This window comes from Lentzea waywayandensis, from assembly GCF_900115955.1.
Taxonomy (GTDB): Bacteria; Actinomycetota; Actinomycetes; order Mycobacteriales; family Pseudonocardiaceae; genus Lentzea; species Lentzea waywayandensis.
The window spans coordinates 17,038-42,569 of the sequence record NZ_FOYL01000013.1; the positions used below are offsets into that span (position 1 = coordinate 17,038).

At 69.2% G+C, this 25,532-nt stretch carries 23 protein-coding genes; 11 read left to right on the plus strand and 12 right to left on the minus strand.

Going from position 1 to position 25,532, the window contains the following annotated elements; all coding sequences use genetic code 11:
• Nucleotides 1-92: 92 nt before the first annotated feature.
• Complete coding sequence (locus BM417_RS36395; RefSeq protein WP_177320796.1) at nucleotides 93-1,544, plus strand: M28 family metallopeptidase; 1,452 nt, start codon at nucleotides 93-95, stop codon at nucleotides 1,542-1,544.
• On the opposite strand, the gene BM417_RS36400 is transcribed toward BM417_RS36395, so the two are convergent.
• Nucleotides 1,537-2,943 (minus strand): carboxylesterase/lipase family protein, encoded by a 1,407-nt coding sequence (locus BM417_RS36400; protein WP_093603961.1) that lies wholly within the window; start codon nucleotides 2,941-2,943, stop codon nucleotides 1,537-1,539. The genes BM417_RS36395 and BM417_RS36400 overlap by 8 nt on opposite strands.
• A gap of 33 nt (nucleotides 2,944-2,976) precedes the next feature.
• Nucleotides 2,977-3,831 (minus strand): bile acid:sodium symporter family protein, encoded by an 855-nt coding sequence (locus BM417_RS36405; protein ID WP_245822445.1) that lies wholly within the window; start codon nucleotides 3,829-3,831, stop codon nucleotides 2,977-2,979.
• A gap of 143 nt (nucleotides 3,832-3,974) precedes the next feature.
• Between BM417_RS36405 and BM417_RS36410 the strand changes: the two genes are divergently transcribed.
• From BM417_RS36410 to BM417_RS36425, 4 genes are read left to right on the plus strand one after another with little or no spacing between them, the layout of a single operon-like run.
• Nucleotides 3,975-4,748, plus strand: a complete 774-nt coding sequence (locus BM417_RS36410; protein ID WP_093603963.1) for an NmrA family NAD(P)-binding protein — start codon at nucleotides 3,975-3,977, stop codon at nucleotides 4,746-4,748.
• 14 nt (nucleotides 4,749-4,762) lie between these two features.
• A complete protein-coding gene (locus BM417_RS36415; protein ID WP_093603965.1) occupies nucleotides 4,763-5,863 on the plus strand; it encodes an MFS transporter in 1,101 nt (366 codons plus the stop codon).
• A gap of 5 nt (nucleotides 5,864-5,868) precedes the next feature.
• Nucleotides 5,869-6,567, plus strand: a complete 699-nt coding sequence (locus BM417_RS36420; protein WP_245822447.1) for an LLM class flavin-dependent oxidoreductase — start codon at nucleotides 5,869-5,871, stop codon at nucleotides 6,565-6,567.
• Nucleotides 6,507-7,451, plus strand: coding sequence for a DUF1152 domain-containing protein (locus BM417_RS36425; protein ID WP_093603969.1), 945 nt, complete (start codon nucleotides 6,507-6,509; stop codon nucleotides 7,449-7,451). The genes BM417_RS36420 and BM417_RS36425 overlap by 61 nt, the downstream gene beginning before the upstream one ends.
• Here BM417_RS36425 and BM417_RS36430 read toward each other — a convergent pair.
• From BM417_RS36430 to BM417_RS36470, 9 genes are all read right to left on the minus strand, one after another.
• Nucleotides 7,445-8,527 (minus strand): MFS transporter, encoded by a 1,083-nt coding sequence (locus BM417_RS36430; protein ID WP_407656196.1) that lies wholly within the window; start codon nucleotides 8,525-8,527, stop codon nucleotides 7,445-7,447. The genes BM417_RS36425 and BM417_RS36430 overlap by 7 nt on opposite strands.
• A gap of 88 nt (nucleotides 8,528-8,615) precedes the next feature.
• The gene (locus BM417_RS36435) at nucleotides 8,616-9,950 is read right to left on the minus strand and encodes a cellulose binding domain-containing protein (protein ID WP_093603973.1); all 1,335 of its coding nucleotides are present in this window, start codon (nucleotides 9,948-9,950) and stop codon (nucleotides 8,616-8,618) included.
• 275 nt (nucleotides 9,951-10,225) lie between these two features.
• Nucleotides 10,226-10,534: a hypothetical protein gene (locus tag BM417_RS36440; RefSeq protein WP_093603975.1), complete on the minus strand. Its 309-nt coding sequence runs from the start codon at nucleotides 10,532-10,534 to the stop codon at nucleotides 10,226-10,228.
• Nucleotides 10,531-11,781, minus strand: coding sequence for a choice-of-anchor P family protein (locus tag BM417_RS48795; RefSeq protein WP_093603977.1), 1,251 nt, complete (start codon nucleotides 11,779-11,781; stop codon nucleotides 10,531-10,533). The genes BM417_RS36440 and BM417_RS48795 overlap by 4 nt, the downstream gene beginning before the upstream one ends.
• Nucleotides 11,778-12,431 carry an ABC transporter ATP-binding protein gene (locus tag BM417_RS36450; protein ID WP_093603979.1) on the minus strand — a complete coding sequence of 218 codons (654 nt, stop codon included), beginning with the start codon at nucleotides 12,429-12,431 and terminating at the stop codon, nucleotides 11,778-11,780. The genes BM417_RS48795 and BM417_RS36450 overlap by 4 nt, the downstream gene beginning before the upstream one ends.
• A complete protein-coding gene (locus tag BM417_RS36455; protein ID WP_093603981.1) occupies nucleotides 12,428-13,120 on the minus strand; it encodes an ABC transporter ATP-binding protein in 693 nt (230 codons plus the stop codon). The genes BM417_RS36450 and BM417_RS36455 overlap by 4 nt, the downstream gene beginning before the upstream one ends.
• Nucleotides 13,117-14,934: an ABC transporter permease gene (locus BM417_RS36460; RefSeq protein ID WP_093603983.1), complete on the minus strand. Its 1,818-nt coding sequence runs from the start codon at nucleotides 14,932-14,934 to the stop codon at nucleotides 13,117-13,119. The genes BM417_RS36455 and BM417_RS36460 overlap by 4 nt, the downstream gene beginning before the upstream one ends.
• A gap of 103 nt (nucleotides 14,935-15,037) precedes the next feature.
• Nucleotides 15,038-16,432, minus strand: coding sequence for an ABC transporter substrate-binding protein (locus BM417_RS36465; RefSeq protein WP_093603985.1), 1,395 nt, complete (start codon nucleotides 16,430-16,432; stop codon nucleotides 15,038-15,040).
• Between the two features lie 142 nt (nucleotides 16,433-16,574).
• A complete protein-coding gene (locus BM417_RS36470) occupies nucleotides 16,575-17,333 on the minus strand; it encodes an SGNH/GDSL hydrolase family protein (protein ID WP_093603987.1) in 759 nt (252 codons plus the stop codon).
• A 143-nt stretch (nucleotides 17,334-17,476) separates the two neighbouring features.
• Between BM417_RS36470 and BM417_RS36475 the strand changes: the two genes are divergently transcribed.
• The 4 genes from BM417_RS36475 to ilvD all read left to right on the plus strand — a co-directional run bounded on the left by BM417_RS36475 (nucleotide 17,477) and on the right by ilvD (nucleotide 22,969).
• The gene (locus tag BM417_RS36475; protein WP_143138957.1) at nucleotides 17,477-18,373 is read left to right on the plus strand and encodes a DUF4142 domain-containing protein; all 897 of its coding nucleotides are present in this window, start codon (nucleotides 17,477-17,479) and stop codon (nucleotides 18,371-18,373) included.
• A 95-nt stretch (nucleotides 18,374-18,468) separates the two neighbouring features.
• On the plus strand, nucleotides 18,469-19,938 hold the full coding sequence (locus tag BM417_RS36480; RefSeq protein ID WP_093603991.1) for a DUF1996 domain-containing protein: 1,470 nt from the start codon (nucleotides 18,469-18,471) through the stop codon (nucleotides 19,936-19,938).
• Nucleotides 19,939-20,091: 153 nt separating this feature from the next.
• Nucleotides 20,092-21,261: an alginate lyase family protein gene (locus tag BM417_RS36485; RefSeq protein ID WP_093603993.1), complete on the plus strand. Its 1,170-nt coding sequence runs from the start codon at nucleotides 20,092-20,094 to the stop codon at nucleotides 21,259-21,261.
• Nucleotides 21,262-21,280: 19 nt separating this feature from the next.
• Nucleotides 21,281-22,969: a dihydroxy-acid dehydratase gene (gene ilvD / locus BM417_RS36490; RefSeq protein WP_093603995.1), complete on the plus strand. Its 1,689-nt coding sequence runs from the start codon at nucleotides 21,281-21,283 to the stop codon at nucleotides 22,967-22,969.
• On the opposite strand, the gene BM417_RS36495 is transcribed toward ilvD, so the two are convergent.
• Nucleotides 22,966-23,796 carry a LysR family transcriptional regulator gene (locus tag BM417_RS36495; RefSeq protein WP_093603996.1) on the minus strand — a complete coding sequence of 277 codons (831 nt, stop codon included), beginning with the start codon at nucleotides 23,794-23,796 and terminating at the stop codon, nucleotides 22,966-22,968. The two genes, ilvD and BM417_RS36495, sit on opposite strands and share 4 nt — an antisense overlap.
• Nucleotides 23,797-23,873: 77 nt before the next feature.
• On the opposite strand from BM417_RS36495, the gene BM417_RS36500 reads away from it, so the two are divergent.
• Both BM417_RS36500 and BM417_RS36505 read left to right on the plus strand, forming a co-directional pair.
• On the plus strand, nucleotides 23,874-24,587 hold the full coding sequence (locus BM417_RS36500; protein ID WP_177320799.1) for an SDR family oxidoreductase: 714 nt from the start codon (nucleotides 23,874-23,876) through the stop codon (nucleotides 24,585-24,587).
• Nucleotides 24,588-24,715: 128 nt separating this feature from the next.
• Nucleotides 24,716-25,456 (plus strand): DUF2382 domain-containing protein, encoded by a 741-nt coding sequence (locus BM417_RS36505; RefSeq protein WP_093604000.1) that lies wholly within the window; start codon nucleotides 24,716-24,718, stop codon nucleotides 25,454-25,456.
• Nucleotides 25,457-25,532 lie beyond the last annotated feature (76 nt).

The following is a 25,532-nucleotide window of genomic DNA, read 5'->3' on the forward strand; positions in this document are numbered from 1 at the left end:
GGCGGCGATGTACGCATGGAGGTACACCGATGGTCCAACGTCCTCGGCGCTTGGCGCTGTTGTCGGTCCTGACACTGGTTCTACCACTGGCAGTGACCGGACAGGCACTCGCTGATCCCAACAACAACTCTCCTGCGAAGCTCACCAAAGCCGTGACGCTGAACGGTGTCCTGCGACATCTCGACGCGTTCCAGTCCATCGCGGACACCCACGGCGACCGCGCGGCCGGACGTCCTGGATACCAGGCGTCGGTGAACTACGTGGTCTCACAACTGAACGCGGCCGGCTACTCGCCGAGCGTGCAGTCGTTCGACTTCCCGTACGTGGAGGACAACTCCCGGCTCGACCGCGTCTCGCCGGTGCCGCGGGTCTTCCAGCGGGACACCGACTTCAACCGCAACGGGTTCGTCCCGACGGCGGAGGGTGACGTCACGGGCGTCATCCAGCCCGTCGACGTGGTCGTTCCGCCGACTCCGGCGCCGAACGGCAACAGCAGCGGCTGCGAGGCCGCCGACTTCGCCGGGTTCGTTCCCGGCCGCGTCGCGATGCTGCAACGCGGCTCGTGCGGGTTCAACGTGAAGGCGCTGAACGCCCAGGCCGCGGGAGCGTCGGCGGCGATCCTGTTCAACGAGGGCCAGCCCGGCCGCACCGGCCTGGTCACGCCGATCGGGGACACGCCGGGTCTCGCGATCCCCGTGGTGTTCGCGACCTACGCCGCCGCCGAGGAGCTCATCGTGCTCACGCCCGGCGCCACGGTCCGGGTGAAGGTCGACTTCACCGAGGAGACCCGGCAGGCGTGGAACGTCTTCGCCGAGACCCAGGACGGCAACGCGAACAACGTCGTCATGGCCGGCGCGCACCTCGACAGCGTGCAGGACGGGCCCGGCATCAACGACAACGGCAGCGGCTCGGCGGCGTTGCTGGAGACGGCGATCCACATGAACAAGGTCAAGCCCAACGCGAAGGTCCGCTTCGCCTGGTGGGGTGCCGAGGAGGAGGGCCTGCTCGGGTCCGAGCACTACGTCGCCACGCTGCCGCAGGCCGAACAGGACAAGATCGCGCTGTACCTGAACTTCGACATGGTCGGCTCGCCGAACCACTTCTACGGCATCTACGACGGTGACGACTCCAGCGGCACCGCGCCCGTGCCGATCCCGCCGGGGTCGGCGCAGATCGAGGACGTCTTCGAGAAGTTCTACGCCGACCGCGGGCTGCCCTCGGAGGACACGGACTTCTCCGGACGGTCGGACTACGGGCCGTTCATCGCGGTCAACATCCCGGCCGGCGGCCTGTTCACCGGAGCCGAGGACGTGAAGACGGCCGAGCAGGCGGCACGGTACGGAGGCACCGCGGGCATCGCGTTCGACCCGTGCTACCACCAGCCGTGCGACGACCGGTCGAACCTGAACCTGACCGCCCTGGACGTCAACGCCGACGCGATCGCCACCGCGGTGATCACGTTCGCGTTCGACACCTCGACGGTGAACGGCGTGCGCGCGCCCGGCAAGTCGCACGGACGCGCGCCACAGGGTTCCGCTAGCTAGCCCAGAGGTCGCACCGGTGATCCGCCGGTGCGACCTGCTCGGTCGCGAAGAGCCGGACGTCCTGGCGTGACCAGCCGGGATGTCCGGTCCGCGCGAACCGGGTCCACGCCCGCACCATCTCCTCGGAGAGCTTCTGCTGCTTCCCGGCGAGCTCGACGCCGGCGTACCGCATCAGGAACGGCAGCTCCGAGCCGTGGTAGGCGCCGTACGGGAAGTCCGGCATGCCCGGGAAGATCATCGGCGGGTCGGGTTCGGCGAACTCGTAGCCGAACGCGTGCGTCTGCGCGCGCAGCTCGGCGGTGGGGCAGGCCGAGGTCATGTCCGAGAGCGCCGCGGAGAGCGGCACTCGTTCGTCGCCACCGCGCGGTGGGTAGGCGGCCAGGATCCGCTGCGCCTTGGCCGCGCCGAAACCCTCGGTCAACGCCTGCTGGTACGCGGCGGCGTCGAGCGGTGGGTAGAACATCGCGGCGAACACCGAGAACTCGTCGCGCGCGGTGCCCGCGAGTACCGGAATCCGGTGGAAGCGGCCTTCGCGGAGCGCCGTGATCGGGTTCTCCGGCAACGCTTCCGTGTCGTACGCGGGAGACGAGAACCGCGGTGTCAGCGCGGTGACCTGCTCGACCGTGAGCCGGCGCAGGCACGCGACGTCGGCACAGCCCGTTGCCTGGGCGCCGGCCCGTTCGACGTCTTCGCGCTTGGCCCAGGCGTGCTGGATCTGGTTCTCCCCCGCCGGCGTTCCGAACTGGCACGGTCCACTCTGGATGATCGCCCGGTGGAACAGGCCTTTCGCCTTGGGCGAGGTCAGCTGCGCACACGTCGACAAGCCGCCCGCCGACGCACCGAAGAGCGTGACGTTGTGCGGGTTGCCGCCGAACTGCCTGATGTTGCGCTGGACCCAGCCGAGCGCGGCCTGCTGATCCCGCAGACCGAACGCACCGGAGCCGTCGAGTCCGGGGAAGCCGAAGTACCCGAACGCGCCGAGCCGGTAGTTGGTGGTGACGACGACGGAACCGTTGCGCACCAACTGGTCCACGCCGTAGTCGGAGCCGGCACCGCTGGTGAAGCCGCCGCCGTGGATCCAGACCAGGACCGGCCGGTTCGTGGCTTTCAGCGGCGTGGTGACGTTGAGATACAGACAGTCTTCGTCGGTCTCGCAACGAGGACCGGGCTTGTCCGCCTTGAGGACGCCCTGCCAGGGCTTCGCGGGCTGCGGATCGCGCCAGCGGTTCTCCCCGGCCGGCGGTGCGGCGAACGGGATGCCCTGGAACGAGCGCTGGGCGTCGATGATGGTTCCTGACACGAATCCGGTGTCAGAGCGGACGATTCCCGCGGCGTGGGCGGGAACGGCAGTTGCGGCAACGAGTACGGCCGCCATCACAAGGGTTGAGGTTGAACGCATGTCACGATCAACCTAACCCTCGCCGCAAGCGCTTTAGACAACAGCCTTGTTGCGGGACAACAACCGTGCAGCCACCGCCGCCGGCAGGTACATCAGCACCCCGTACACGGCGGGCGGAATCGCCATCGTCTCGTCGTTGAGCACCGTCAGCGCCAGCGTGATCGCGATCGTGGCGTTGTGGATGCCGATCTCCATCGCCGACGCGATCGCCTGCTTGCGCTCGACCTTGAACGCCTTGGGCACGTAGTAGCCGATCAGCAGGCTGAAGATGCTCAGCAGCAACGCCACCGGGCCGAGCGTCCCGATGTTGTCGATCAGCTGCTGGTAGGCCTGCGCGATCGCCGCGATGATGACGAGCACCAGCACCACGACCGACGCGATGCGCACCGGGTCGTTCATCTTCAAAGCCCAGGCCTCGAACTTGCGGCGCACCAGCATGCCGATCGCCACCGGCACCAGCACGATCGCGAACACCTGCACGAACTTCGCCGGCTGCAACCCGACCTCGGCGCTGTCCGCCATGAAGTGCGCCATGCTCAGGCCGACGACCAACGGCAGCGTGAACACCGCCAGCACCGAGTTGATCGCGGTGAGCGTGATGTTGAGCGCCACGTCCCCGCCCGCGAGGTGGCTGAAGAGGTTCGCCGACGTGCCGCCCGGCGACGCGACGAGCAGCATCATGCCGACCGCGAGCACGCCCTTCAGTCCGAACGCGAGCACCAGCCCGAGGCAGATCGCGGGCAGGATGATCACCTGGCAGGTGAGCGCGATGACCGCGGCCTTGGGGTACTTCGCGACCCTGGCGAAGTCGGCGACCGTGAGGGTGAGCCCGAGTCCGAACATCACCAGGCCCAGTGCCAGCGGCAGGAAGATCTGTACGACTAGCACGGTGGCCTCCGCGGATGTCCAGCTTGTGCAGTTTGATCTGTTCGGAAGATCCTGGCGTTACGCCCGGCCCGATGGAATCGGCCAGGTGGCGTCACCACGCCCCAGATCCGTGATAGTCCTGTAGAAAACCTTCTGGGGGCAGAATGATCGCGGTGGTGCTGGGAGCGACCGGCAAGCAGGGCGGCGCCGTGGCACGGCACCTCGTGGCGGCGGGCTGGGACGTCCGCGCGGTGACCCGCAACCCGGCGGTCCCCGGCGGCACGGTGGCCGACCAGGACTCCCCGGAGTCGCTGGCGCGGGCCTTCACCGGTGCCGACGCGGTGTTCAGCGTGCAGCCCGCGCCGCACGACCCTCGATCACCGCAGGGCTACTCCCCCGCCGTCGAGACCCGGTGGGGCCGCAACGTCGCCGACGCCGCACAGGCCGCCGGCGTCGCACACCTCGTGTACGCGTCACTGGTGGAGGCCGTCGAGGAGACCGGCGTCGCGTCGTTCGACAGCAAGTGGGAGGTCGAGCGGCACATCGCCGCCATCGGCCTGCCGACGACGGTGCTGCGGCCGACGACGTTCATGGACGGCCTGTACGCGCCGGACCTGCCGAAGCTGACCCACCTGCTGCACCCGTCGGTCCGCTACCACCTGATCGCGGTGGACGACATCGGCGCGATCGCCGCACGGGTCTTCGCCGATCCCGCCCGGTTCATCGGCTCGTCGCTGACGCTGGCCGGGGATCTGCTGACGCCCGTGGAGATCGCCGGGCTGATGGGTCTCGAATACGAACAGTTCCAGGTGGACGATCCGGAGTTGCGGAAGGTGTTCACCAGCGACGCCGAACCGGACGTCGACATCGAGGCCCTGCGTTCCCTGCATCCGGGTCTGCGTTCGTTCGCCGGCTTCTTGTCGGACGCCCGCGGCTAGCGCACCCTGAGGCGATGGCGCGTCTGCTGACCCCGCGCTTCGCCCTTCTCACGGCGGCTGACCTGGGCTACTTCACCGCGATGGGCATCGCGGTCTACGCGCTGCCCCTCTACGTCACCGGCCCGTTGCACGCCTCCAAGGCCGCGGCGGGGCTGGCGTTCGGCACGTTCGCGGTCTCGGCCCTGGTGCTGCGCCCGATCGCCGGCCGCCTGACCGACCGCGTCGGCCGAAGACCGTTGCTGCTGGGCGGTGCCCTGCTCGCGGCCGTCAGCCTCGCCCTCACCGCCCTGGCCACCGATCTGCCGACGATCCTCGCCCTGCGGCTGCTGCTCGGTGTCGCCGAGGCCGCGTTCTTCGTGGCCGGGTTCGCGGCCCTGGTCGACATCTCCCCGCCGGACCGTCTCGGCGAAGCCCTCAGTCTCAACTCGCTCGGCCTCTACCTCGGTCTCGCCGCGGGCCCTCCGCTGGGCGAGGTCCTCACGCACCGGTCGTTCCCCACGGCCTGGGTCGCCGCGGCCGCGCTCTGCGTGGCCGGCAGCGTCGCCGCGGCGTTCGTCGGCGAGACCGGCACGCCTTCGGACGGCCCTCACGCCCCGTTGATCCACCGCCCGGCCATCGCGCCGAGCATCGCGCTCTGCACGGCGATCGCGGCCAGCGGCGGCTTCCTCGCGTTCGCCTCGATCCGGGCGCAGGAGATCGGCCTCGGCAACGTCAGCCTGCCGCTCTTCCTCTACGGCGCCACGGTCGTCATCGCCAGAGTCGTCTTCGCCAAGGTCCCGGACCGCCTGCCGCCGTTGCGGCTCGGCGCGATCGCCATGGCGATCATCGCGGCGGGACTGTTCCTCATGCCGTTCAACCTGATCGCGGGCAGCGTCGTGCTCGGCGCCGGCGTCGCCTTCAGCACGCCCGCGTTCTTCGCCGCCGTCTTCGCCACTGCGCGGCCGGATCAGCGCGGCGCCGCGTCCGGGACGGCCAGCGCGTTCCTCGACGTCGGACTGGGCGGCGGGCCGATCCTGCTCGGTCTCGTCGCCAACGTCTCCACCTCCGCCGCGCTGGCCGCGGCGGGAGCGGTCGCGCTGGCCGGCTGTCTGTGGACGATCCGGCTGCGACACTGATCGGCGTGCAGATCGGCGTCTTCACCGCGGGCGACCTCCAGCCGTCGGAGATCGTCGCCCTGGCGGTCGCGGCCGACGAAGCGGGCTTCGACGTCTTCGCGGTCGGCGAGCACCACAACCCGCCCTACAACTCGTCCTCCCCCGCCACGCTGCTGGCGCACGTCGCGGCTCGGACGACGCTTCGTCTCTCCACCGCCACCACGCTGATCACCACGAACGACCCGGCCCGGCTCGCCGCCGAGTACGCGACGCTCGCCCTCCTCGCTCCCGGCAGGACCGACCTGGTGCTCGGGCGAGGCAACACGGCGAAGGTGTTCGGCTGGTTCGGCAAGGAGATCGAGTACAGCCTGCCGCTGACGATCGAGCACTACCTGGCGTTGAAGGCGTTGTGGCCGGACCGGCCCTACCTCTGGCACGCCTGCACGCGCTCGCCGGAGATCGCCGATCTCGCGGCGGAGCACGACGACGGGTTGTTCGTGTTCGCCGATCAGACCGAGCACCTCGCCCGGTACCGCGACCAGGCCGCGCATCCCAGGGTCGGCGTGCTGGCGACCGAACTGGACGAGGCTCTGGCCTGCGAACCCGACCGCCTGCTGGTCGAAGTCGGCAGCCCCGGCGACGTCGAAAAGCTAGGGTCGGCGGTGTGTTCAGCCTTGCCACGCCGCCGCTCTTCGCCCGGCTCCACGACGCACAGAACGTCCTGATCGCCGGGGCGGGCGGCGGTTTCGACGTGTTCGCCGGCATCCCGCTCGGCGTCGCGTTGCGCGGCCAGGGCAAGCGCGTGCACTACGCCAGCCTCAGCTTCAGCGACCTCGAACGTCTCGACCTCGACGCGTGGCTGGAGCGCGGAATTGCCGCCGTCACACCGGAAACCTCCGGCGAGGACGCCTACTTCCCCGAACGCGAGCTCGCGCGGTTCCTCGACGACACCGTCTACGCGTTCCCGCGCACGGGCGTGCGGCCGTTGCGCAGCGCCTACCGCACGATCATCAAGAAGCACGCCATCGACGCGGTCGTGCTCGTCGACGGCGGCACGGACATCCTGCTGCGCGGCGACGAACAGCACCTCGGCACGCCCACCGAGGACATGACGAGCCTCGCCGCCGTGACGGGCATCGACGGCGTCGTGAAGATCGTGACCAGCCTCGGGTTCGGTGTCGACGCGCACCACGGCGTGTGCCACGCGCACGTGCTGGAGAACCTCGCCGCGCTGGACAAGCAGGGCGCCTACCTCGGCGCGTTGTCGATCCCGTCGGACAGCCACGAGGCCCGCGCCTACACGACCGCGGTGCAGCAGGCGCAGGACGCGACGCCGTTGTCACCGAGCATCGTGAACGGGCAGATCGCGGCCTCGTTGCGCGGCGAGTTCGGGAACGTGCAGTTCACCACCCGCACCGAGGGCAGCGAGCTGTTCGTGAACCCGTTGATGGGCGTGTACTTCAGCGTGGATCTGGACGCACTGGCCCGCGGCGTGCACTACCTGCCGGCGCTGGAGAAGACGCGGACGGCGTTCGACGTGGCGCTCGCGATCGAGGAGTACCGCGAGGGCATCGATGACCGACGCCCTCGCCGCGCACTCCCTCACTGACGCCTGATGAACAGCGCCACCAGCAAAACCATCACACCGATGGCGATGGCCGAGCCCAGCACCCACAGTCCGTAGACCGCGAACGCCACGAACTCCGAGCCGATAGCGGCCACGGACGTGACCGTCGCACGGGCATCGGACTCGATCCGGTGCTGGAGCTCGGTCTCCACGTGCACCAGCACGAACCGGTACAGGCCGTAGAACAGTCCCAACAGGACGATCGCCGGCGGAACCGCCAGCCACGCGGCCACGATCAGCAGCGCACCGGAGGCGAACAGCACCCAGCCCCTGAACGGCAACCGGCCGGCCAGTGAGGCACCGGCCGCACCCATCAGCGGTATGCCTATCGTCGCCAGCGGCACCCACACCGTCGGCACGTCCCAGTCCTGGGCCAGCAGCGTGAAGTACTCCTCGAACGCGTCGAGCGCGTACACCAGCGCCACTGCCAGCACGGCACGTTTGATCGGGATGGACGCGCGCAGACCGGTTCTCAGCGTCGCGAAGTAGCCGGGTTCGTCGTCGTCCTCGGAGCCGCGTTCAGGTTCGGGGAACCTCAAAGCGATCACCGACGAGGCGAGGCACATCGCGACGGACACCCAGCCGGCGAGTTGGTAGCCACCGAAGGAGAACAGCGCGGTGGCGACGACCGCGACCGGCACCTGAGCGATCAGCTCGATGGTGTCGACACGGGCGTTGAGCCGTCCGTACTGGTCCTCGTCGCCGCCGGCCGCCAGCCCGTCGTACAGCAGGGCTTCGAACGCGCCTGACGTCAGCGTTCCGCCGAGACCCCACAGCACGAAACCGGCCGCGAAACCCCAGAACGACGGGAACAGCACCCAGGTCGCGTACCCGGCGGCCTGGAGCGCGCCGGCGACCACCAGGGAACCGCGCCGCGAGAACCGGTCGGCGAGAGCACCGGACGGCACCTCGAAGACCACCGCGGTCAGCGACCAGATGGCGAGCAACACCGAGATCTGGGCGTCGGACAGCCCGCTGTCGGCGAAGAGCAACGCGTACAGGGCGTAGATGGGGATGAGGTGCGAACACCACGCGTACGCCGTCGCGGTTCGGGTCAGATCAGTTGAAGATCAATGTCGTCGTCGCATGGGACAAGACTAGGCCGCCAGCGCCACCGATTAAATGGCGCTGACGGCCCGTAGCCGCCTAGAAACCAGCGGTGATCTTCGTGAACGCCAGGTCGGACTGCTGAATGCCCGAGCAGCTCGCGGACACCTGGCCGTCGCAGCCACCGCGGTCGCGGTTGACCGACCAGAAGGCCAGTCGCCCGAGGCCGTTGGACTTCGACCAGTCGCGGATCGCGGTCCAGTCGTCGACCGTGGTCAGCTCGCGCTGGTCCGACAGGCCGTTCATGCCCGAGATGCCGACGTGCTTGAACGCCTCGGCGTCGCTCCAGCCGAAGGTCGACTTGAGCTTGTTCTTGAGCCCCGTCGCCGCACCGATGGTGTCGGTGCGGATGTTGGAGCTGCCGAAGTCGAACGGCATGAGCGTGAACACGTCGATGTTCGCGTTCAGCGCCTTGGCCTGGTCGATCAGCCGGTTGCCGTAGAAGTTCGGGCCGGTGGTCGAGGTGCCGAAGGTGACGATCGTCTGGATGCCGGGGTTGTTCTGCTTGACGATCTTCAGGGCGGTGATGATCCGGTCCTGCACGACGGTGTTCTCGAACTCGTCGGAGTTCTCGATGTCGATGTCGATCGCCTTGAGCCCGTAGGCGTTGATGACCTGCTGGTACGCGCCGGCCAGCGCCTCGGGGGTCGAGCAGTTCGGGCCCAGCTTGTTGCCGCTCCAGCCACCGAACGACGGCACGATGTCACCGCCGGCCGCGCGGATGGCGTTGATCGTCTGCTGGTCGGCGCCACCGGTCAGCGGACGCTGGCCGTCCCACGCCGGGTTGCAGCCGCCGCTGGACAGCACGAACGCGAGCGTGAACCACTTGACGCCGGTCTGACTCATGACCTGCGTCGCGTTCTGCGGGTCGCCCCAGCCCAGGTACAGGTAGGGCGCGCCACGGCCGGAGCCGGGCAACGGCGGGTTGGACGTCGTCGTGGTGGTGGTCGTCGTGGTCGTCGTCGGCGGGTTGCCGGTGCCGTCGCACGAACCACCGTTGACCGTGCAGTTGGACGGGTTCGCGCCGGAACCCCTCACGGTGAAGCCGAAACTGGTGCTGCCACCGACCGGAACGTTGCCGTTCCAGGTGTTGCGGACGGTGATGGTCTGGCCGTTGGCGGCATAGCTGCCGTCCCACAGCGACGCGATCGACTGCCCGCTCGGCAGCGTGAACTCGACGGTCCACGACGAGAGCGCGGACCCGCCGCTGTTGGAGATCGTGTACTTGGCCTCGTAGCCGCTGCCCCAGTCCGACGTCTTGGTGAACGCCGCCGTCACGCCCGACGCGCCGCTCGCGGGCGCGGCGACAACGCCTCCGACCACGGTGGCTATCGCCAGGCCGATGGTCAGGATCTGCCAGCGAAACTTCTTCATGGTGCTCCATTCACGTGCAGGGGGTACGTGATGGCAGGCACGTTAACTGGTCTAAACCACCGGTTCAAGGGGATGAACCGGACATCGTTCGCCCTCGTCAGAGCGGTTCGCGGGAACGCTCTCACGATCGGTCCACTTGGCATGGTTGTCAGTTGACCACTGACGAAAGTCCCTGACGTGGATGAAACCGGTACCGAGACCGGGACGGCTCCGGCGGCGTCCGCAAGTACCACCGACCTTTGATCAAACCGCCTCTGGCCGCACCCGACAGACGGCTAGACCTGCTCCACCCGTTCCCGATCCCGCTCCTCCAGCAACTGGAGAATCGCGTAGGTCGTCTGCCGCTGCTCCTCGACGAGCTTCGTCAGCCAAGACCCGAAGTACAGAAACCCGCCGACCCCGATCAACCCCACCCCGAGGATCCCGCCCGACACGACGTACGGGATCTGCTCGAACGTGTACCCGGTGTGCGCGACGCCCCACCAGGCGAAGAGGATCGCCGCGATGCCCGCCGTCATCAGCATCGTGCCGACGAGCCCGAGTCCGCTGCGCATCCGTGCGCGGCGCCGGTCCTGGATGGTCATGGGTTCACCCGCAGGTCGGGGACACCGGTCGGGTGTCCGGAGGGACAGGGGGCGCCGCCCAGCAGGAAGGTGCCGAACGACTTCATGCCGAACGCTCCCGCCGCGGCGACCCCGAGGCCGGTGAGCACCAGCAACGCCGGTACGCCGGGGAAGTCGAGCAGTGAGCGGGGCCTGGTGCGGGCCGAGGCGACCGGGGTGACCGACTTCGACGGCGGGGTCACGCCCGCTACCGGAGGTGCGCCCAAAGCAGGTGGCGGTGTGTCGGCCAACGGCGGCGGGGGTACGACCGGTGCCGGTGCGTCGGGTGGGGTCAGGGGTGCGGAGACGGAGGCGTTCGCGACGGCCTCGGTGTCGCCGACGATCACCACCATCTTGCGCAGCGGGTTGAGCAGCGGCACGAGTTCCTTGGGCAGCAACGGGGCCACGATGCCGTCCAGGATGCCGCCGAGGCCCAGCTTGGTGCGCAACGTCAGCACGTCGACGGTCAGGGTCAGGCCGCGGCTGGAGGACGTCGCCGACGTCGCCTCCAGCTTGGTGGACGACGTCGGCCAGGCGACCGTGATTCCCAGTGGTTCCAACGCTTTCAGGAGGCCGTCCGGCGGTGCGTCCGGGGACTTGACCGGGAACTTCTGGCCCAGCACGGTGAACTCGGCCACCGAGAACGTGCTGGTGCCGCTGCCCTTGCTGCCGTCGCTCGAAGCCACTGACTCGAAGCGGATCCCCGAGATGACGACCAGGCCTGCCAGCAGCGAGATCGTCTGCGCGGAGGTGACGGCTGTGGACCTGGCCTCGGACGCGCTGACCGAACTGACACTGCTCGACGACAGGCCGTCGGCGGTCAGCAGGAACGGCACCTCCTGCTTGGCACCCGCGTAGGACTCGGCCTTGGCCGCACCGGCCGCGGCGCGCATGCCCGGTTGCGACTGATCGGCCGGGCCGCCGGGGTGTGCCGCGTTGGCCTGGATCGGGTAGGCGAAGCCGAGCAGTTGTGGCAGGCCGGTGCCCACGGCCGCGCCCGGCCACAGCGAGCTGGCCACCGACCGGCCGATCGGGCCCGCGCCCAGTTCGGTCTGGGTGTAGGAGAGGTGCACCTCGCCCTGCGGTTCGGCCGGCACCGGGATGAGGTCGGTGTGCAGCAGCACGGAGACGGGCGCGGCGTGGGCGGACAGCGTGAAGCCGCCGATGTCCGAAGCCCGGGCAGGCGCCGGGGACAGCAGGAGGAGCAGCAGGACGAGCGCGTACCTCATGACGTCCCTCCGAAGTAGACGGTGGCGAGGTCGGAATCGGCGGAGATCTCGCCGTGCGTCATCACGACGACCTGATCGGCGACGGCGGAGGCGGTCTCGGCGAACTGCTCCACGATCAGCATCGTGACGCCCGACCGCGCCAGCTCCCCCACGACCTCGTACAGCTCGGCCACGATCACCGGCGCGAGGCCCATCGAGAGCTCGTCGATCACCAGCACGGCCGGGTCGGTGATCAGCGCGCGGGAGAACGCGAGCATCTGCTGCTCGCCACCGGACATCGAGCCCGCGAGCTGCTTGTGCCGTACGCGAAGCTTCGGGAACCGCGCGTAGACGACGTCGGCGTCACCGCGCATCAGACGAAGGTTCTCCGCGACGGTCAGGTTCGGGAAGATCGCGCGGCCTTCCGGGATCGTGCACAGGCCCGCGCGCGCCAGTTCGTCGGGCGCGGCGTCGTTCACGTGCACGCCGCCCAGGTGCACGTGGCCGGAGGTGGCCCGCAGCTGTCCACTGAGGACTTTGACCAGCGTCGACTTGCCGGCGCCGTTCGGGCCCAGCAACGCGGTGACGGTCCCCCGCGGGACGTTGAGCGACACCCCGCGCAGCACCTCGATCCGGCCGTAGCCGGCGTGGACGTCCTTCAGATCGATCATCCGAGATACGCCTCCCGGACACCTTCGTGCGCACGAACGACGTCCGGCGTGCCGGACACCAGCAGCCGCCCCAGGTTCAGCACGTGCACGTGGTCGCAGTAGCCCATCACCAGGTCCATGTCGTGTTCCACCAGCACGACCGAACGGCCCTCGGCACTCAGTTCTTGCAACAACGAGCCGAACGCGTCGGTCTCCGCGCGGTCGAGGCCGGACGACGGCTCGTCCAGCAGCAGCAACACCGGGTCGGTGGCCAGCGCGCGAGCCAGTTCCAGCAGTCGCGCCGCGCCGGTCGGGACGGTGTCGGCCTGGTTGCCGGCGAACTCCGCGATCCCGACCCGTTCCAGGAGCTCCTGCGCGAGCTTCGCGGGCCGGCGCCGGCTTTCCAGCGCCACCAGGACGTTCTCCCAGACCGTCAGCGACCCGAAGACCTCCAGCCGCTGGAACGTCCGCGCGACACCGAGCCTGGAGCGCTGGTGCGGGCCGAGCGAGGTGATGTCCGCGTCGTCCAGCGTGACCCGGCCCGACGAGGGCTTCCGGAGGCCGCTGATCACGTCGAACAACGTGGTCTTGCCCGCGCCGTTGGGCCCGATCAGGCCGGTGACCCCGGGCTCGACGACCAGCGACACGTCGTCGACCGCAGTCACCTCGCCGAAGCGCACCGTCACGCCCTCCACCCTCAACGTGCTCATGCGCGCCGCCAGGACCAGGCCCGGAAGCCCCAGCTGACCAGCCCGTTCGGATCCCGCGCGAGCCCGGCCGCCGCGACGCCGAGCAGCACGACCGCGACCCCGGCGAACGCCGGAAAACCGCTCTGCAGCACGGGAAGCAGCATCAGCAGCACTCCGCCGAGCAACGCTCCGGACACCGACGTCACGCCCGCGATCACCGCGAACAGCAGCAACGGCAGGTTGTTGAACAGCTGGAAGTCGCTCGCCGCGACGGTTTCCCGCAGCTGCGCGAACAGCCCGCCCGCCAGCCCCGCGATCGCCGCCGACAGCGAGAACACCCAGACCCGGATCCAGCGCACGTTCAACCCGAGCGTCGCGCAGGCCGCCGAACTGTCCTTGACCGCGATCATCCGCCGCCCGAGCCGTCCCCGCCGGACGGCCAGCACACCGATCCCGACCAGCACGAACACACCCGCCGCCAGCAGCAGTTGCCCCGTCGCGGACTCGACCATCCGGGGCACCTGAAGACTGCCCCGCACCCCGAACGCGACCGGCGACTGCAACACGAGCTTGTCCATGAGCTGCGCGAATCCCAGCGTCGCCAGCGCCAGGTACAACCCGCTGACCCGCAGCGCCGTCAACGCGATCAGCGCTCCGACGGCCGCCGCGACCACCGCACCGATGAGCAGCGAGAGCGGAGAAGCCGACCCGAGCCGCGCCACCGTCACCGCGCCCACGCCGACGAACGTGAACTGCCCCAGCGACACCACCCCGCCGTACCCGGTGAGCAGCACCATCGACAGCAGCACGATCCCGAACACCAGCGCCAGCGCGAGCTGCCCCGCCACGACCGAGTCCACCAGCAACGCGAGCGCGACGACCGCACCCGCGAACAGCCCGGCGCCCACGCCGGTGGTCAGCGCGTTCGGCACCGCCACCCCGCGCGTCCCTCGGACGCCGCCGATGCGCAGCGGCGACTGCGGCATCGCGAGCAGCACGACGAACAGCAACAACGCCGGAATCGCCGCCCGGAAGGAGATCCAGAACGGTGACGACGGCAGGTACGCCACCGCGTACGACTGCACCAGCCCAAGCCCCAAAGCGCCTGCGAACGTCCACGGCAGACTCCGCAACCGCCCGACCAGTGCGGCGGTGTACGCGGTGATCACGAGCAACGTCATCGTCACGTAGTCGAGCTGCACGACCGGCGTCAGCAGAATCCCGCCCAACGCGGCCAGCGCGGACCCGATCGCCCAGCTCAGCGCCGAGAGCCGGTGCGGCCGCGTCCCGTAGAGCGCGGCCAGTTCCGGCGCGTCCACGCAGGCCCGCATCGCGAGCCCGGTCCGCGTCCGGTTCAGCAGCACGTACAACCCGCCCGCGACGAGCACCGCGCAGGCCAGCGTGACCAGGTCGTGCCCGCTGACGAACGACTGTCCGATGTGGACGCCGAGCTGGTCGAGGAACGGCCGCACCGGCCGTGCCTGCGGTGGCCAGATCACCTGCGCCACCCCGATGAGCCCGACCAGCACGCCGACCCCGGCCACCAGCGTGATCCCGACCGGCGCGCCCGCGAGCCTGCGCATGATGAACCGCTCGATCACCAGCCCGAACAGCGGCGCGCACACCCCCACCACGAGCAGTAGCGCGAGCCACTGCGGCAGTCCTCGGTTCTCGGCGAGCTCCCAGTAGAGGAACGCCATGACCATGCCGATCGCGCCGTGGCCGACGTTGAACACCTTGGAGGTGCTGTAGGTCAGCACGAGACCACCGGCCACGACGGCGTACGCGCCGCCGGTGACCAGGCCGAAGATGGTGTAGGCGAGCAGAGCGGTCATGCGCCGCTCCCGGTGGCGAAGACGAGGGCCGGGTGAGCCGGCAGCCCCGATGTCCGTCCACTCTCGACGCCGAAGCCGGAGGCCAGGCGAGCGCGCGTCCCGGTCATCCGCCCACCCCCGTGTCGATCAACGTCCCGCACGAGTAGCCGGACGCCGGGGCCAGCCGCGACCACGCCCCGCCCTTCAGCCGCACCAGCGTCATGCAGGCCGAGGTCCGTTTGCCGCCGACGTCCTGCGGCGCGACCATCCCCTCGGCCGTGAAGTCGTGCACCCCGCGAACGGCCTCGATCATCGCCTTGCGGGTCAGCTGGGGCCCGACCTTCGCCGCGGTGGTGACGAACAACCGCGCCGCCGACCAGGCGAACATCCCGAAGTACGAGGGCGCCGCACCGGGAGCCACCCGGCCGAGCCACTGCTTGTACAGCGCCACCTGGGCGTTGGACTCCTCGAACAGCGCGCCGTTCGTGTAGACCACGGTGCCGTCGACCGCCGCGCCGCCCTGCTTGATGTACTGCGGGTCGTACGCGGTCGGATCCGTGATGAACGCTTCCGGGGTGTATCCCTGTTGTCGCATGGCCTGCTGCAACCGCACCGCGTACTGCGCGGAGCCGATCCAGTAGACGATCTTGGTACCGGTCTCCTTCAGCTTCGCCACGTACGGCGCGTAGTTGACGTCGGTGATGTCGATGGCCTGCGAGTAGACGAACTTGATCCCGCGCGCCTCCGCCGCCTTCTGCATGCTCTTGGCGTTCTGCGCGCTCGCGTCGGCGTTGAGGTAGAGGTACGCCGCGGCGTTGATGCCGCCGGGGAAGCTCGACTTGACCAGGTCAGGTCCCGCCGACGACACGAGGTTCACGACGTTCGACGCGACACCGAAGCTCACGGGCGTGCGCTGGCGTTGCGCGGTGACGGTCGAGGCGCGCAGATCCGGGATGCCGCACCCGGCCGCCGCCGGTCCGCCGCCCTGGTCGAACGCCGACATCGAGCCGACCAGCGCGAAGGCCTGTTCGCAGGCCTGCGAGGTGGCCTGCTGGTCGCCGCCGCTGTCGGTGCGGGAGTCGAACGAGACGAGCTTGAGCTTGCGGCCGCACACCGAGCCCTGGGTGGCGTTGAAGTACTCGACGAACGCCTTGGTCGCCTGCTGTGCCGACTGGAAGATGCCGGGCACCGGGCCGCTGATGTCGGAGATGTTGGCGATCGTGATCTCGCCGGCCGTGACGCCCTTGTCCGTGGCGCCGCCGGTGCCCTGACAGCCGCCCGCGATGCTGCCGGGCGGGTTCGGCTGCTTGTTCGGCTCCTGCGGGTTCGCGGCGCCCGGTTGCTCCGCGGTGCCCTCGGACACGGCGCCGTCCTCGCCGGTCACCGCGCCGTCCTGAGTGCCCGCCGTGCCTCCTTGAGGCACGACGAGTGCGGCCCGTTGCTCGTCGGTGAGCCTGCTTCCGCATCCGGCGAGCAACGCGCAGATCGTGAGTGCGATCAGTGCGGTCCTGCGACGCATGCGCACTGACGTTAGGGATCTGCATCCATCCAGACCCAAGCAACTTCTAGAACGCGTTCTATCTGCAAAGAATCGTGCGGAAAGGCGTCACCAAAACGCGGTCGCCTCGTTAGGAGCGACCGCGCCAAGGAACACGTTCTACTTACGAGGGCGGCAGCAGTTCCGGACGACGCGGCCGGATCACGTCGCCGGAGGACTCCCCGCGCACCCGCCGCATCACCCACGGAACGACGTGCTCGCGGGCCCACTGCCAGTCCTCGGCCCGCCGCGCGCGACGGTCGACCAGCGGAGCCACGCCGAGCAGGGTCCGCTCCAGCGCGTGCTCGACCCCCAGGCCCTCCAGAACGGAGATCGCGACCTCGGTGTGCCCGAGCGAGTTGAGGTGCAGCCGGTCCGCGGACCACATGCGACGGTCGCGCAGCTGCCGCATGTTCCACATGTCGCCCAGGACGCACTCGTGTTCAGCGGCGATCGCGCGCACGTGCTCGTTGTAGATGGCCACGCGACCACGCATCTTGCGGAACACCGGGTCGTCCCCGCCGTCCACGCCCGTGAACAGGATTACGCGCGCGCCCGCGTTGGCCAACCGCGCGACGGCCGCGCGGTAGCGGCGCATCAACGCGTCGATGTCCACCTTCGGGCGCATGAGGTCGTTGCCGCCCGCGTAGAGCGAGACGAGGTCCGGCTTCATCGAGAGAGCGCGCTCAAGCTGCTCGCCCAGCACCTGCGGCAGCAGCCGGCCGCGCACGGCCAGGTTGGCGTAGGTGAACTCGGGATCCGCCGCGCCCAGCACGTCGGCGACGCGGTCCGCCCAGCCCCGCACTCCGTTCGGTCGACTGGCGTCGTCATCGCCCACACCCTCGGTGAACGAGTCCCCCAACGCCACAAAACGCTTGCTCATGCTCACGACCCTATGTGGGGCATTCGGCGCAGACATGGCCGGGGTTGCGGCCTCGTCGATAACGTTTCGATAACGGCCACGTCTCGAACTGAGGCGCTATCGCATTGCTGGCCGTATCCCCGGTCGTGCGACTCTCCACGGACTTGGCGAAGCCGACGCGACTGATGGTCGCGCTGGCCGGCTGTGCGCTGGCGGTGCTCCTCAACACCGGGAGCGCGGTCGGCCAGCCCAGCACGACGCCGTCCACCCCCATCTCGACCCCGCCGCCCGACAGCGGCGGCAAGGGCGACGAGGTCGTCCAGACGCAGTGGGGGCCGCTCGGGCCGGCTGACCGGGACTTCATGAACCGCGTCAAGCAGGCCGGGCTGTGGGAGAAGCCCGCGGGCGAGAAGGGCAAGGCCAAGCGGGCCGACCAGCCCAAGATCCAAGAGGCCTCCAAGCACCTCATCGAGGGGCACACGCTCCTGGACAACGTGGTGAACCGGGCGGGCGTTCTGCTCGGCCACACGTTGCCCACGGAGGCCTCGGACGAGCAGAAGGGCTGGCTCGCCGAGATGGACGCGGCGAACGGCGACGAGTTCGACGCCGTTTTCGCCAACCGGCTCCGCGCGGCGCACGGCAAGGTCTACGCCTATGCCGCGCAGATCCGGGCGGGCACCAAGAACGAGCTCATCCGCATCCTTTCCACGCAAGCGATGATCACCGTCTTCGACCACATGAAGGTGCTCGAGGAGACCGGTCGCGTCGACTTCGCCGGACTGGAGTCACCACAACCACTCGCGCCACCGCCGCCCGCGAACGACGCCGGGGCACCGGACGCGACAGGTGACCAGGCTGCCGACCAGTCAGCCAACCCGACCGACGGCGTGATCCCGACCGTGCCGGAGGGCACCAGGTTCACCCGCACCGCCGAGCAAGGCGTGTTCGGGGACAACAACGGTGTCTTCTTCGCCGCCATCGGGGTGCTCGCGCTCGCGCTGGTGGGGATGCGAATGATATCCCGGTCGAAGAAATCACGGCGGAAATCTCGTTCGTTCTAGCAAAAACAGCACACCCAGGTTCATCCCGAAGATAGCGGCCCCATACCGCCGTCAGCTTCACCATGCCGTTTTATCGGACTACCACGAGGTGGCAAATGGCTATTCACCGGAGGAAATCCACGATCTGGCTCACCGCCGCCGCGGCGGCGATGGCCGTGGTCGCGGGCGGTGCCGCGGTGGTGGCCATCAGTTCTTCTGATGGCGCCGCGCTCGCCGACGGGCCGGACAAGAGCTTGTTCGTCGACATCACCAAGGTGAAGCCGAACGTCAAAAAACCAAAGCCGGAGAACGACGCCACCACAGGCACGTTCACCGTGAACTGCGGGCGGAACGAGAACGGGCACTTCAACCCGGACAACTTCATCGCGCAGCCTGGTGTTCGCAACGGTGCCCAGCACCTGCACGACTACGTCGGCAACCTCTCCACCAACGCGGACTCGAACAACAAGTCGCTGCAGGCGGCAGGCACGACCTGCAAGAACGGCGACAAGTCCGCGTACTTCTGGCCCGTCGTGCGCATCGTCGACGAGGAGCCGGAAGAGGCCGCGCCTCCCGCCGAGCAGGCCCCGCCGAAGAAGGACGACAAGGCGCAGCAGGACAAGGACAAGGCCGACAAGGCCGCACCCGCCCTCGAGTGCCCCGACGTCGCGTCGCTGCTGCCCGAGGACGTGCCGGACGCGGCCCAGGCGGAGATCGACAAGGAACTCGAGAACATCGAGAAGGTGACCGAGGAGGCCGAGAAGAAGGTCGCGGCCACCAAGGCCCAGGACCGCGACAACATCATCGTCGGCCCTACGCGTGAGAAGCGCGCCGCCATCCTGAACCGGATGATGCTGGCGTTCAGCCGCCAGGGCAAGCAGGCTCCCGACCTGAACCCGGCCGCCGCCTGTGCGGTGAAGGACAAGGCCGCGGGCGCGAAGGGTCTCGACAACGGCGGCGAGAACGCCGAAGCCGCTCAGGCCGAGGGCACCGAGGCCAAGAAGCAGCAGAACAACCCCGAGGAGAACGCCGAGAACGAGCTCGAGGGCAACGAGGGCGAGATCCAGCGCCCCGCCGTCGTCGACCTGCAGTTCCGCGGCAGCCCGACCGGCAAGGTCGTCGCGATGCCGAAGTTCCTCCGCGTTCTCTACGGTGACGCGAAGGCCGGCCAGAACGGCCCGAAGAACGCCAAGGCCTCGTGGACCTGCTCCGGCTTCGAGGACAAGGTCCTGATGGACAAGTACCCGATCTGCCCGCAGGGCTCGAAGGTCAAGCGCGTGCACGACTTCCCGAGCTGCTGGGACGGCAAGAACATCGACTCGGCCAACCACCGGGACCACATCGTGTTCCCCGACGCGAACGGCAAGTGCAAGAAGGGCTTCAAGGCTGTTCCCCAGCTGCGGATCTCCCTGACCTACAACATCCCGCTGGACGTCCAGAAGGACGGTCGCTACCTGGTCGACTCCTTCCCGGAGGAGGAGCACAACCCGCTCACCGACCACGACGACTTCGCCAACGTGATGTCGCAGAAGATCATGAACCGCCTCGTCAACTGCGTGAACACGGGCAAGAAGTGCCGCGAGTGACGCTCTGACCTCGTAGTTCAGATAGGCGAAATCCCCCGGTGCCCCTCCCGCGCACCGGGGGATTTTCGTTGTCCTGCTTGAGGTCTGTTCACCAGCGTGAACGTTGTGCCGGAATGGTTGACCGCAAAGGTATAGACCACTAACACTGGCCGCATGGTCACCCGCTCCTGCACGGTGCTGATCGCACTGCTGGCATCTCTTCTGGTCCCGGTCACCGGCTCAGCTCAGGCGGCGCCGGCGACGTTCGTCCACCCAGGAGTCGTGGTCTCCCGGCCACAGCTCGACTTCACGCGCACCAAGGTCCTGGCCGGCGCACAGCCGTGGAAGCTCGCCTACGACCGCATGATGGCGTCGAAGTACGCCGACCTGAACCGCACGCCGAAGCCTCGCGCCGTCGTGGAATGCGGTCCCGTCAGCAATCCCAACAACGGCTGCACCGACGAACGCGAGGACGCGCTCGCGGCCTACACCCTCTCCCTGGCCTGGTACGTCACCCGGGACGCCAGGTACGCGACCAAGGCGATCCAGATCATGGACGCCTGGTCGGCCACGATCCGCGACCACACCAACTCGAACGCACCGCTGCAGACCGCGTGGTCGGCGAGCAGCTGGCCCAAGGCCGCCGAGATCATGAAGCACGTCTACGGAACCTGGCCCAACAGCGCCAGGTTCGGCACGATGCTGCGCAACGTCTACCTGCCCGAGATCCAGAACGGCCGCGCGAACACCAACGGCAACTGGGAACTGAGCATGATGGAGGCGTCGATCGGCATCGCGGTGTTCCTGGAGGACAAGGCCGCCTACGACAAGGCGATCGGCATCTTCCGGACGCGCATCCAGGCGTTCATCTACCTGACCACCGACGGCGCGCTGCCGAAGACGCCGCCGGGCAGTGGCATCGACACCAGGGCCGAGATCATCTCCTACTGGCACAACCAGTCCACGTTCGTCGACGGCCTCACCCAGGAGACCTGCCGCGACTTCGCCCACACGGCCTACGGACTCTCCGCCGCCTCGCACCTCGCCGAGACCGCGCGGATCCAGGGGCAGGACATCTGGGGTGAGATCAAGGACCGCATGCGGCACGCGTGGGGCCTGCACACCAAGTACCAGAACGGTGAGCCGGTGCCGTCGTGGCTGTGCGGCGGCTCGTACAGCCGTGAGCTCGGGCCGACGCCGGAGGTCAGCTACAACGCGCTGAACACCCGGCTGGGCATCGCGATGGCGAACACCAAGCTCTACACGGAGTCGAAGCGTCCACACGGGACCGACAACCTCTTCATCGCGTGGGAGACGCTGACTCACGCAGCCAACCCCAGCTAAGAGGTACTAGCGTGCGCTCATGACCGAGACACCGGACGTGAAGCCACGCAGCCGCGACGTGACCGACGGCCTGGAGCGCACCGCCGCGCGCGGCATGCTCCGGGCCGTCGGCATGGGTGACGAGGACTGGGAGAAGCCGCAGATCGGCGTCGCCTCGTCGTGGAACGAGATCACGCCGTGCAACCTGTCGCTGGACCGCCTCGCGAAGGCGTCGAAGGACGGCGTGCACGCGGCGGGCGGGTATCCGCTGGAGTTCGGCACGATCTCGGTGTCGGACGGCATCTCGATGGGCCACGAGGGCATGCACTTCTCGCTGGTCTCGCGCGAGGTGATCGCCGACAGCGTCGAGACCGTGATGATGGCCGAGCGGCTGGACGGCTCGGTGCTGCTCGCGGGCTGCGACAAGTCGTTGCCCGGCATGCTGATGGCGGCGGCGCGGCTCGACCTGGCCAGCGTGTTCCTCTACGCGGGCTCGATCCTGCCGGGCCGGGTCACGCTGACCGACGGCACCGAGAAGGAGGTCACGATCATCGACGCGTTCGAGGCCGTCGGGGCCTGCGCGCGCGGACTGATGAGCCGTGAGGACGTCGACCTGATCGAACGCGCGATCTGCCCCGGCGAGGGCGCGTGCGGTGGCATGTACACGGCGAACACCATGGCCAGTGCGGCCGAGGCGCTGGGCATGTCGTTGCCCGGCAGTGCCGCTCCCCCGGCCACCGACCGCCGCCGGGACGGGTTCGCGCGCCGCTCCGGCCAGGCCGTGGTCGAGATGCTGCGCAAGGGCATCACCGCGCGGCAGATCATGACGCGCGAGGCGTTCGAGAACGCGATCGCCGTCGTCATGGCGTTCGGTGGCTCCACCAACGCGGTGCTGCACCTGCTCGCCATCGCGCACGAGGCCGGCGTCGAGCTGTCGCTGGACGACTTCAGCCGCATCGGCGAGCGCGTGCCGCACCTCGCGGACATGAAGCCGTTCGGACGGCACGTGATGACGGACGTCGACCGCATCGGCGGCGTGCCCGTGGTGATGAAGGCGCTGCTGGACGCCGGTCTGCTGCACGGCGACTGCCTCACCGTCACCGGTCGCACGGTCGCCGAGAACCTCGCCGACATCAACCCGCCCGACCCGGACGGCCTGGTGCTGCGCGCGCTCGACAAGCCCATCCACCACACCGGCGGCATCACGATCCTCAAGGGCTCGCTGGCCCCGGACGGCGCCGTGGTGAAGTCGGCGGGCTTCGACTCGGACGTCTTCACCGGCACCGCGCGGGTGTTCGACCGCGAACGCGCCGCGATGGACGCGCTGGAGGACGGCACCATCACCGCCGGCGACGTCGTGGTCATCCGCTACGAGGGCCCCAAGGGCGGGCCCGGCATGCGCGAGATGCTCGCGATCACCGCGGCGATCAAGGGCGCGGGCCTCGGCAAGGACGTCCTGCTGCTCACCGACGGCCGGTTCTCCGGTGGTACGACAGGACTTTGCGTCGGGCACGTCGCGCCGGAAGCGGTCGACGGCGGGCCCATCGCGTTCGTGCGCGACGGCGACCAGATCACGCTGAACGTCGCCAAGGGCACGCTCGACGTGGACGCCGACCTGGACAGCCGCAAGGACGGCTGGGCACCGCTGCCTCCGCGCTACGAACGCGGTGTGCTCGCCAAGTACGCCAAGCTGGTCGGCTCGGCGTCACGCGGAGCCGTCTGCGACTAGAAGCTGAGCTTGGCCGCCGAGCGAACCAGTGAGGCCACTGGCGAGCCCGGCGGCCAGGCGAGCAAGGTGGTGACCTCCGGCGCGTCCACCACGGGCACCGCAACGTGCTCCGGCCACTGCCAGGCACGGCTGGAGGCGGGGATGACGAGCAGGGTCCTGCCGAGCGCCACGAGCTGGGCGAGCTGCGACTGGGTGCGCACCTCGGGTCCTGGCCCGTCCGGATAGGTCCCGTCGAGCCGGGGCCAGCGGGCGATCGGCAGGTCCGGCACGGCGCTGACCTCCGCCAGCGTGACGCTCTCGCGGGCCGCGAGCGGATGCGCCGCCGGGACGATCGCCACCTGGCTCTCGGTGTGCAGGTCGGCGGTGTCGAACCCGGCGAGGTCGTCGAACGGGCGGTGCATCAACGCCACGTCGGCCTGCCCGTCGCGCAGCCGGTGCGCCTGCTCCCCCACCTCGCACAGCAGCACCTCGACCGGGTCGGCCAGCGCGTCGAGAAGCGCTCGCAGCAGCTCGTGCGACGCTCCGGCCTTCGTCACCAGCACCAACGGGCGTTCCGGATCCCCCGCTCGACGGGTACGGCGGACGGCGGCCGAGACCGCGTCGAGGGCCGTTCTGGCCTCCCGCAACAACACCCGGCCCGCGTCGGTGAGCGCCGCGCCACGACGGTCCCGGTCGAGCAGCCGGACGCCGAGCCGTCGTTCCAGCTGGGTGATCGCCCGTGAGAGGGGCGGCTGGGCGATCCCGAGCCGTTCGGCGGCACGCCCGAAGTGGAGCTCCTCCGCGACGGCCACGAAGTAGCGGAGCTCGCGGGTCTCCAGATCGTCCACGAACCCGAGCCTAATACCCGGTGGGTATCAGAGCTTACTGAATCGATCTTGGACAGCACGTGCACAGCGGGCCGAGCATGGGTCGGGTGAAGGACACGAAAACCGCGCTGGTCACCGGCGCGAACAAGGGAATCGGCTTCGCCATCGCCCAAGGGCTCGGGGCGCTCGGCTTCAGGGTCGCGGTGGGCGCACGCGACGACGTCCGCCGCAAGGATGCCGTCGAGCGCTTGCGCGCCAGGGGAATCGACGCGTTCGGAGTGGCACTGGACGTCACCTCCGACGACAGCGTCGCGGAGGCCGCGGCGACGATCGAACGGCTCGACGTGCTCGTCAACAACGCCGGCATCGGCGGACGGACCGATGCGGGAGCACAGGACCCGACGACACTGGACCTCGACGTCGTCCGCACCGTCCTCGACACCAACGTGTTCGGGGTCGTCCGGGTGACGAACGCGATGCTCCCGTTGCTGCGCCAGGCCACCTCGCCACGAATCGTCAACGTGTCGAGCAACATGGGTTCGCTCGCGTTGCGAACCGGTCCGATCATGGCCGCGTACGCGCCGTCGAAGTCGATGCTCAACAGCATCACGGTGCAGTACGCGCGGGCGTTCGACGGCACGAACGTCATCGTGAACGCCTGCTGCCCCGGCTACGTCGCGACCGACTTCACCGGCTTCGCCTCACCGCGCACACCCGAGCAGGGCGCCGCGATCGCGCTCCGGCTCGCCACCCTGCCGGACGACGGGCCGCGCGGCGGCTTCTTCGACGACGAGGGCGTCATCGCCTGGTGAGAGGGTCGCCCGGTCGGCTGAACTCGCCACGCGGGCACGGTCACCCGGTCGGTGGGCACCCGCGATCGAACTCACAGCGGCGGGTACTTCGCGGTGGCAGGCAACAGCCGACGCGGAGGGACGACACGATGATCGATCAGACGCACGTTGAGGCTCTGTACGACTGCGACGTGATCGACAACCGGGGCGAGAAGATCGGTTCGGTCAAGCGGGTGTGGCTCGAGGACGGCACCGGCAGGCCGATGTGGGCCGAGGTCCACACCGGACTGTTCGGCATGAAGGAGAGCTTCGTCCCGATCCAGCAGGGACAGGTGGCGGGCGGCGCGATCACCGTCCCCGTCACCAAGGAGCAGGTGAAGGAGTCGCCGAGCACGCACACCTCGGGCGACCACATGTCGGACCAGGAGCAGGAGGCGCTCTACCGGCACTACGGGATGATCCCGCAGGCCAAGACCGGTGAGCACGACCGGCTCGACGGCAACGGCCGGCAGCGTGGCGCGGGCCACGCGGCCGAGGTCACGCTCTCGGAGGAGAGGCTCGACGTCGGCACCCGCAGCGTCGAGACGGGCCGGGTGCGGCTGGTCAAGCACACGGTCACCGAGCAGCGCAACGTCACCGTGCCGGTCACGCACGAGGAGGTCCGGGTCGTCCGCGAACCCGCGGAAGGCAGCAGCGGCAAGGCGTTCGCCGACGAACAGGCGGAAGTCACGCTGCACCGCGAGGAACCGGTGGTGCAGAAGCGCACCGAGGCCGTGGAGCGGGTGCGGCTGGAGAAGGACGCGGTCACCGAGCAGAAGGACGTCAAGGGCGAGGTCCGCAAGGAACGCGTCGAGGTCGAGCGCCACGACGAACCGCGCGGCCGCCGCTGACCGAATGTCCGGCGAACCGCCCACCACATCCGCCGGTGGGCGGTTCGCCTCAATTCCAGGCGACACCGAAACCTTC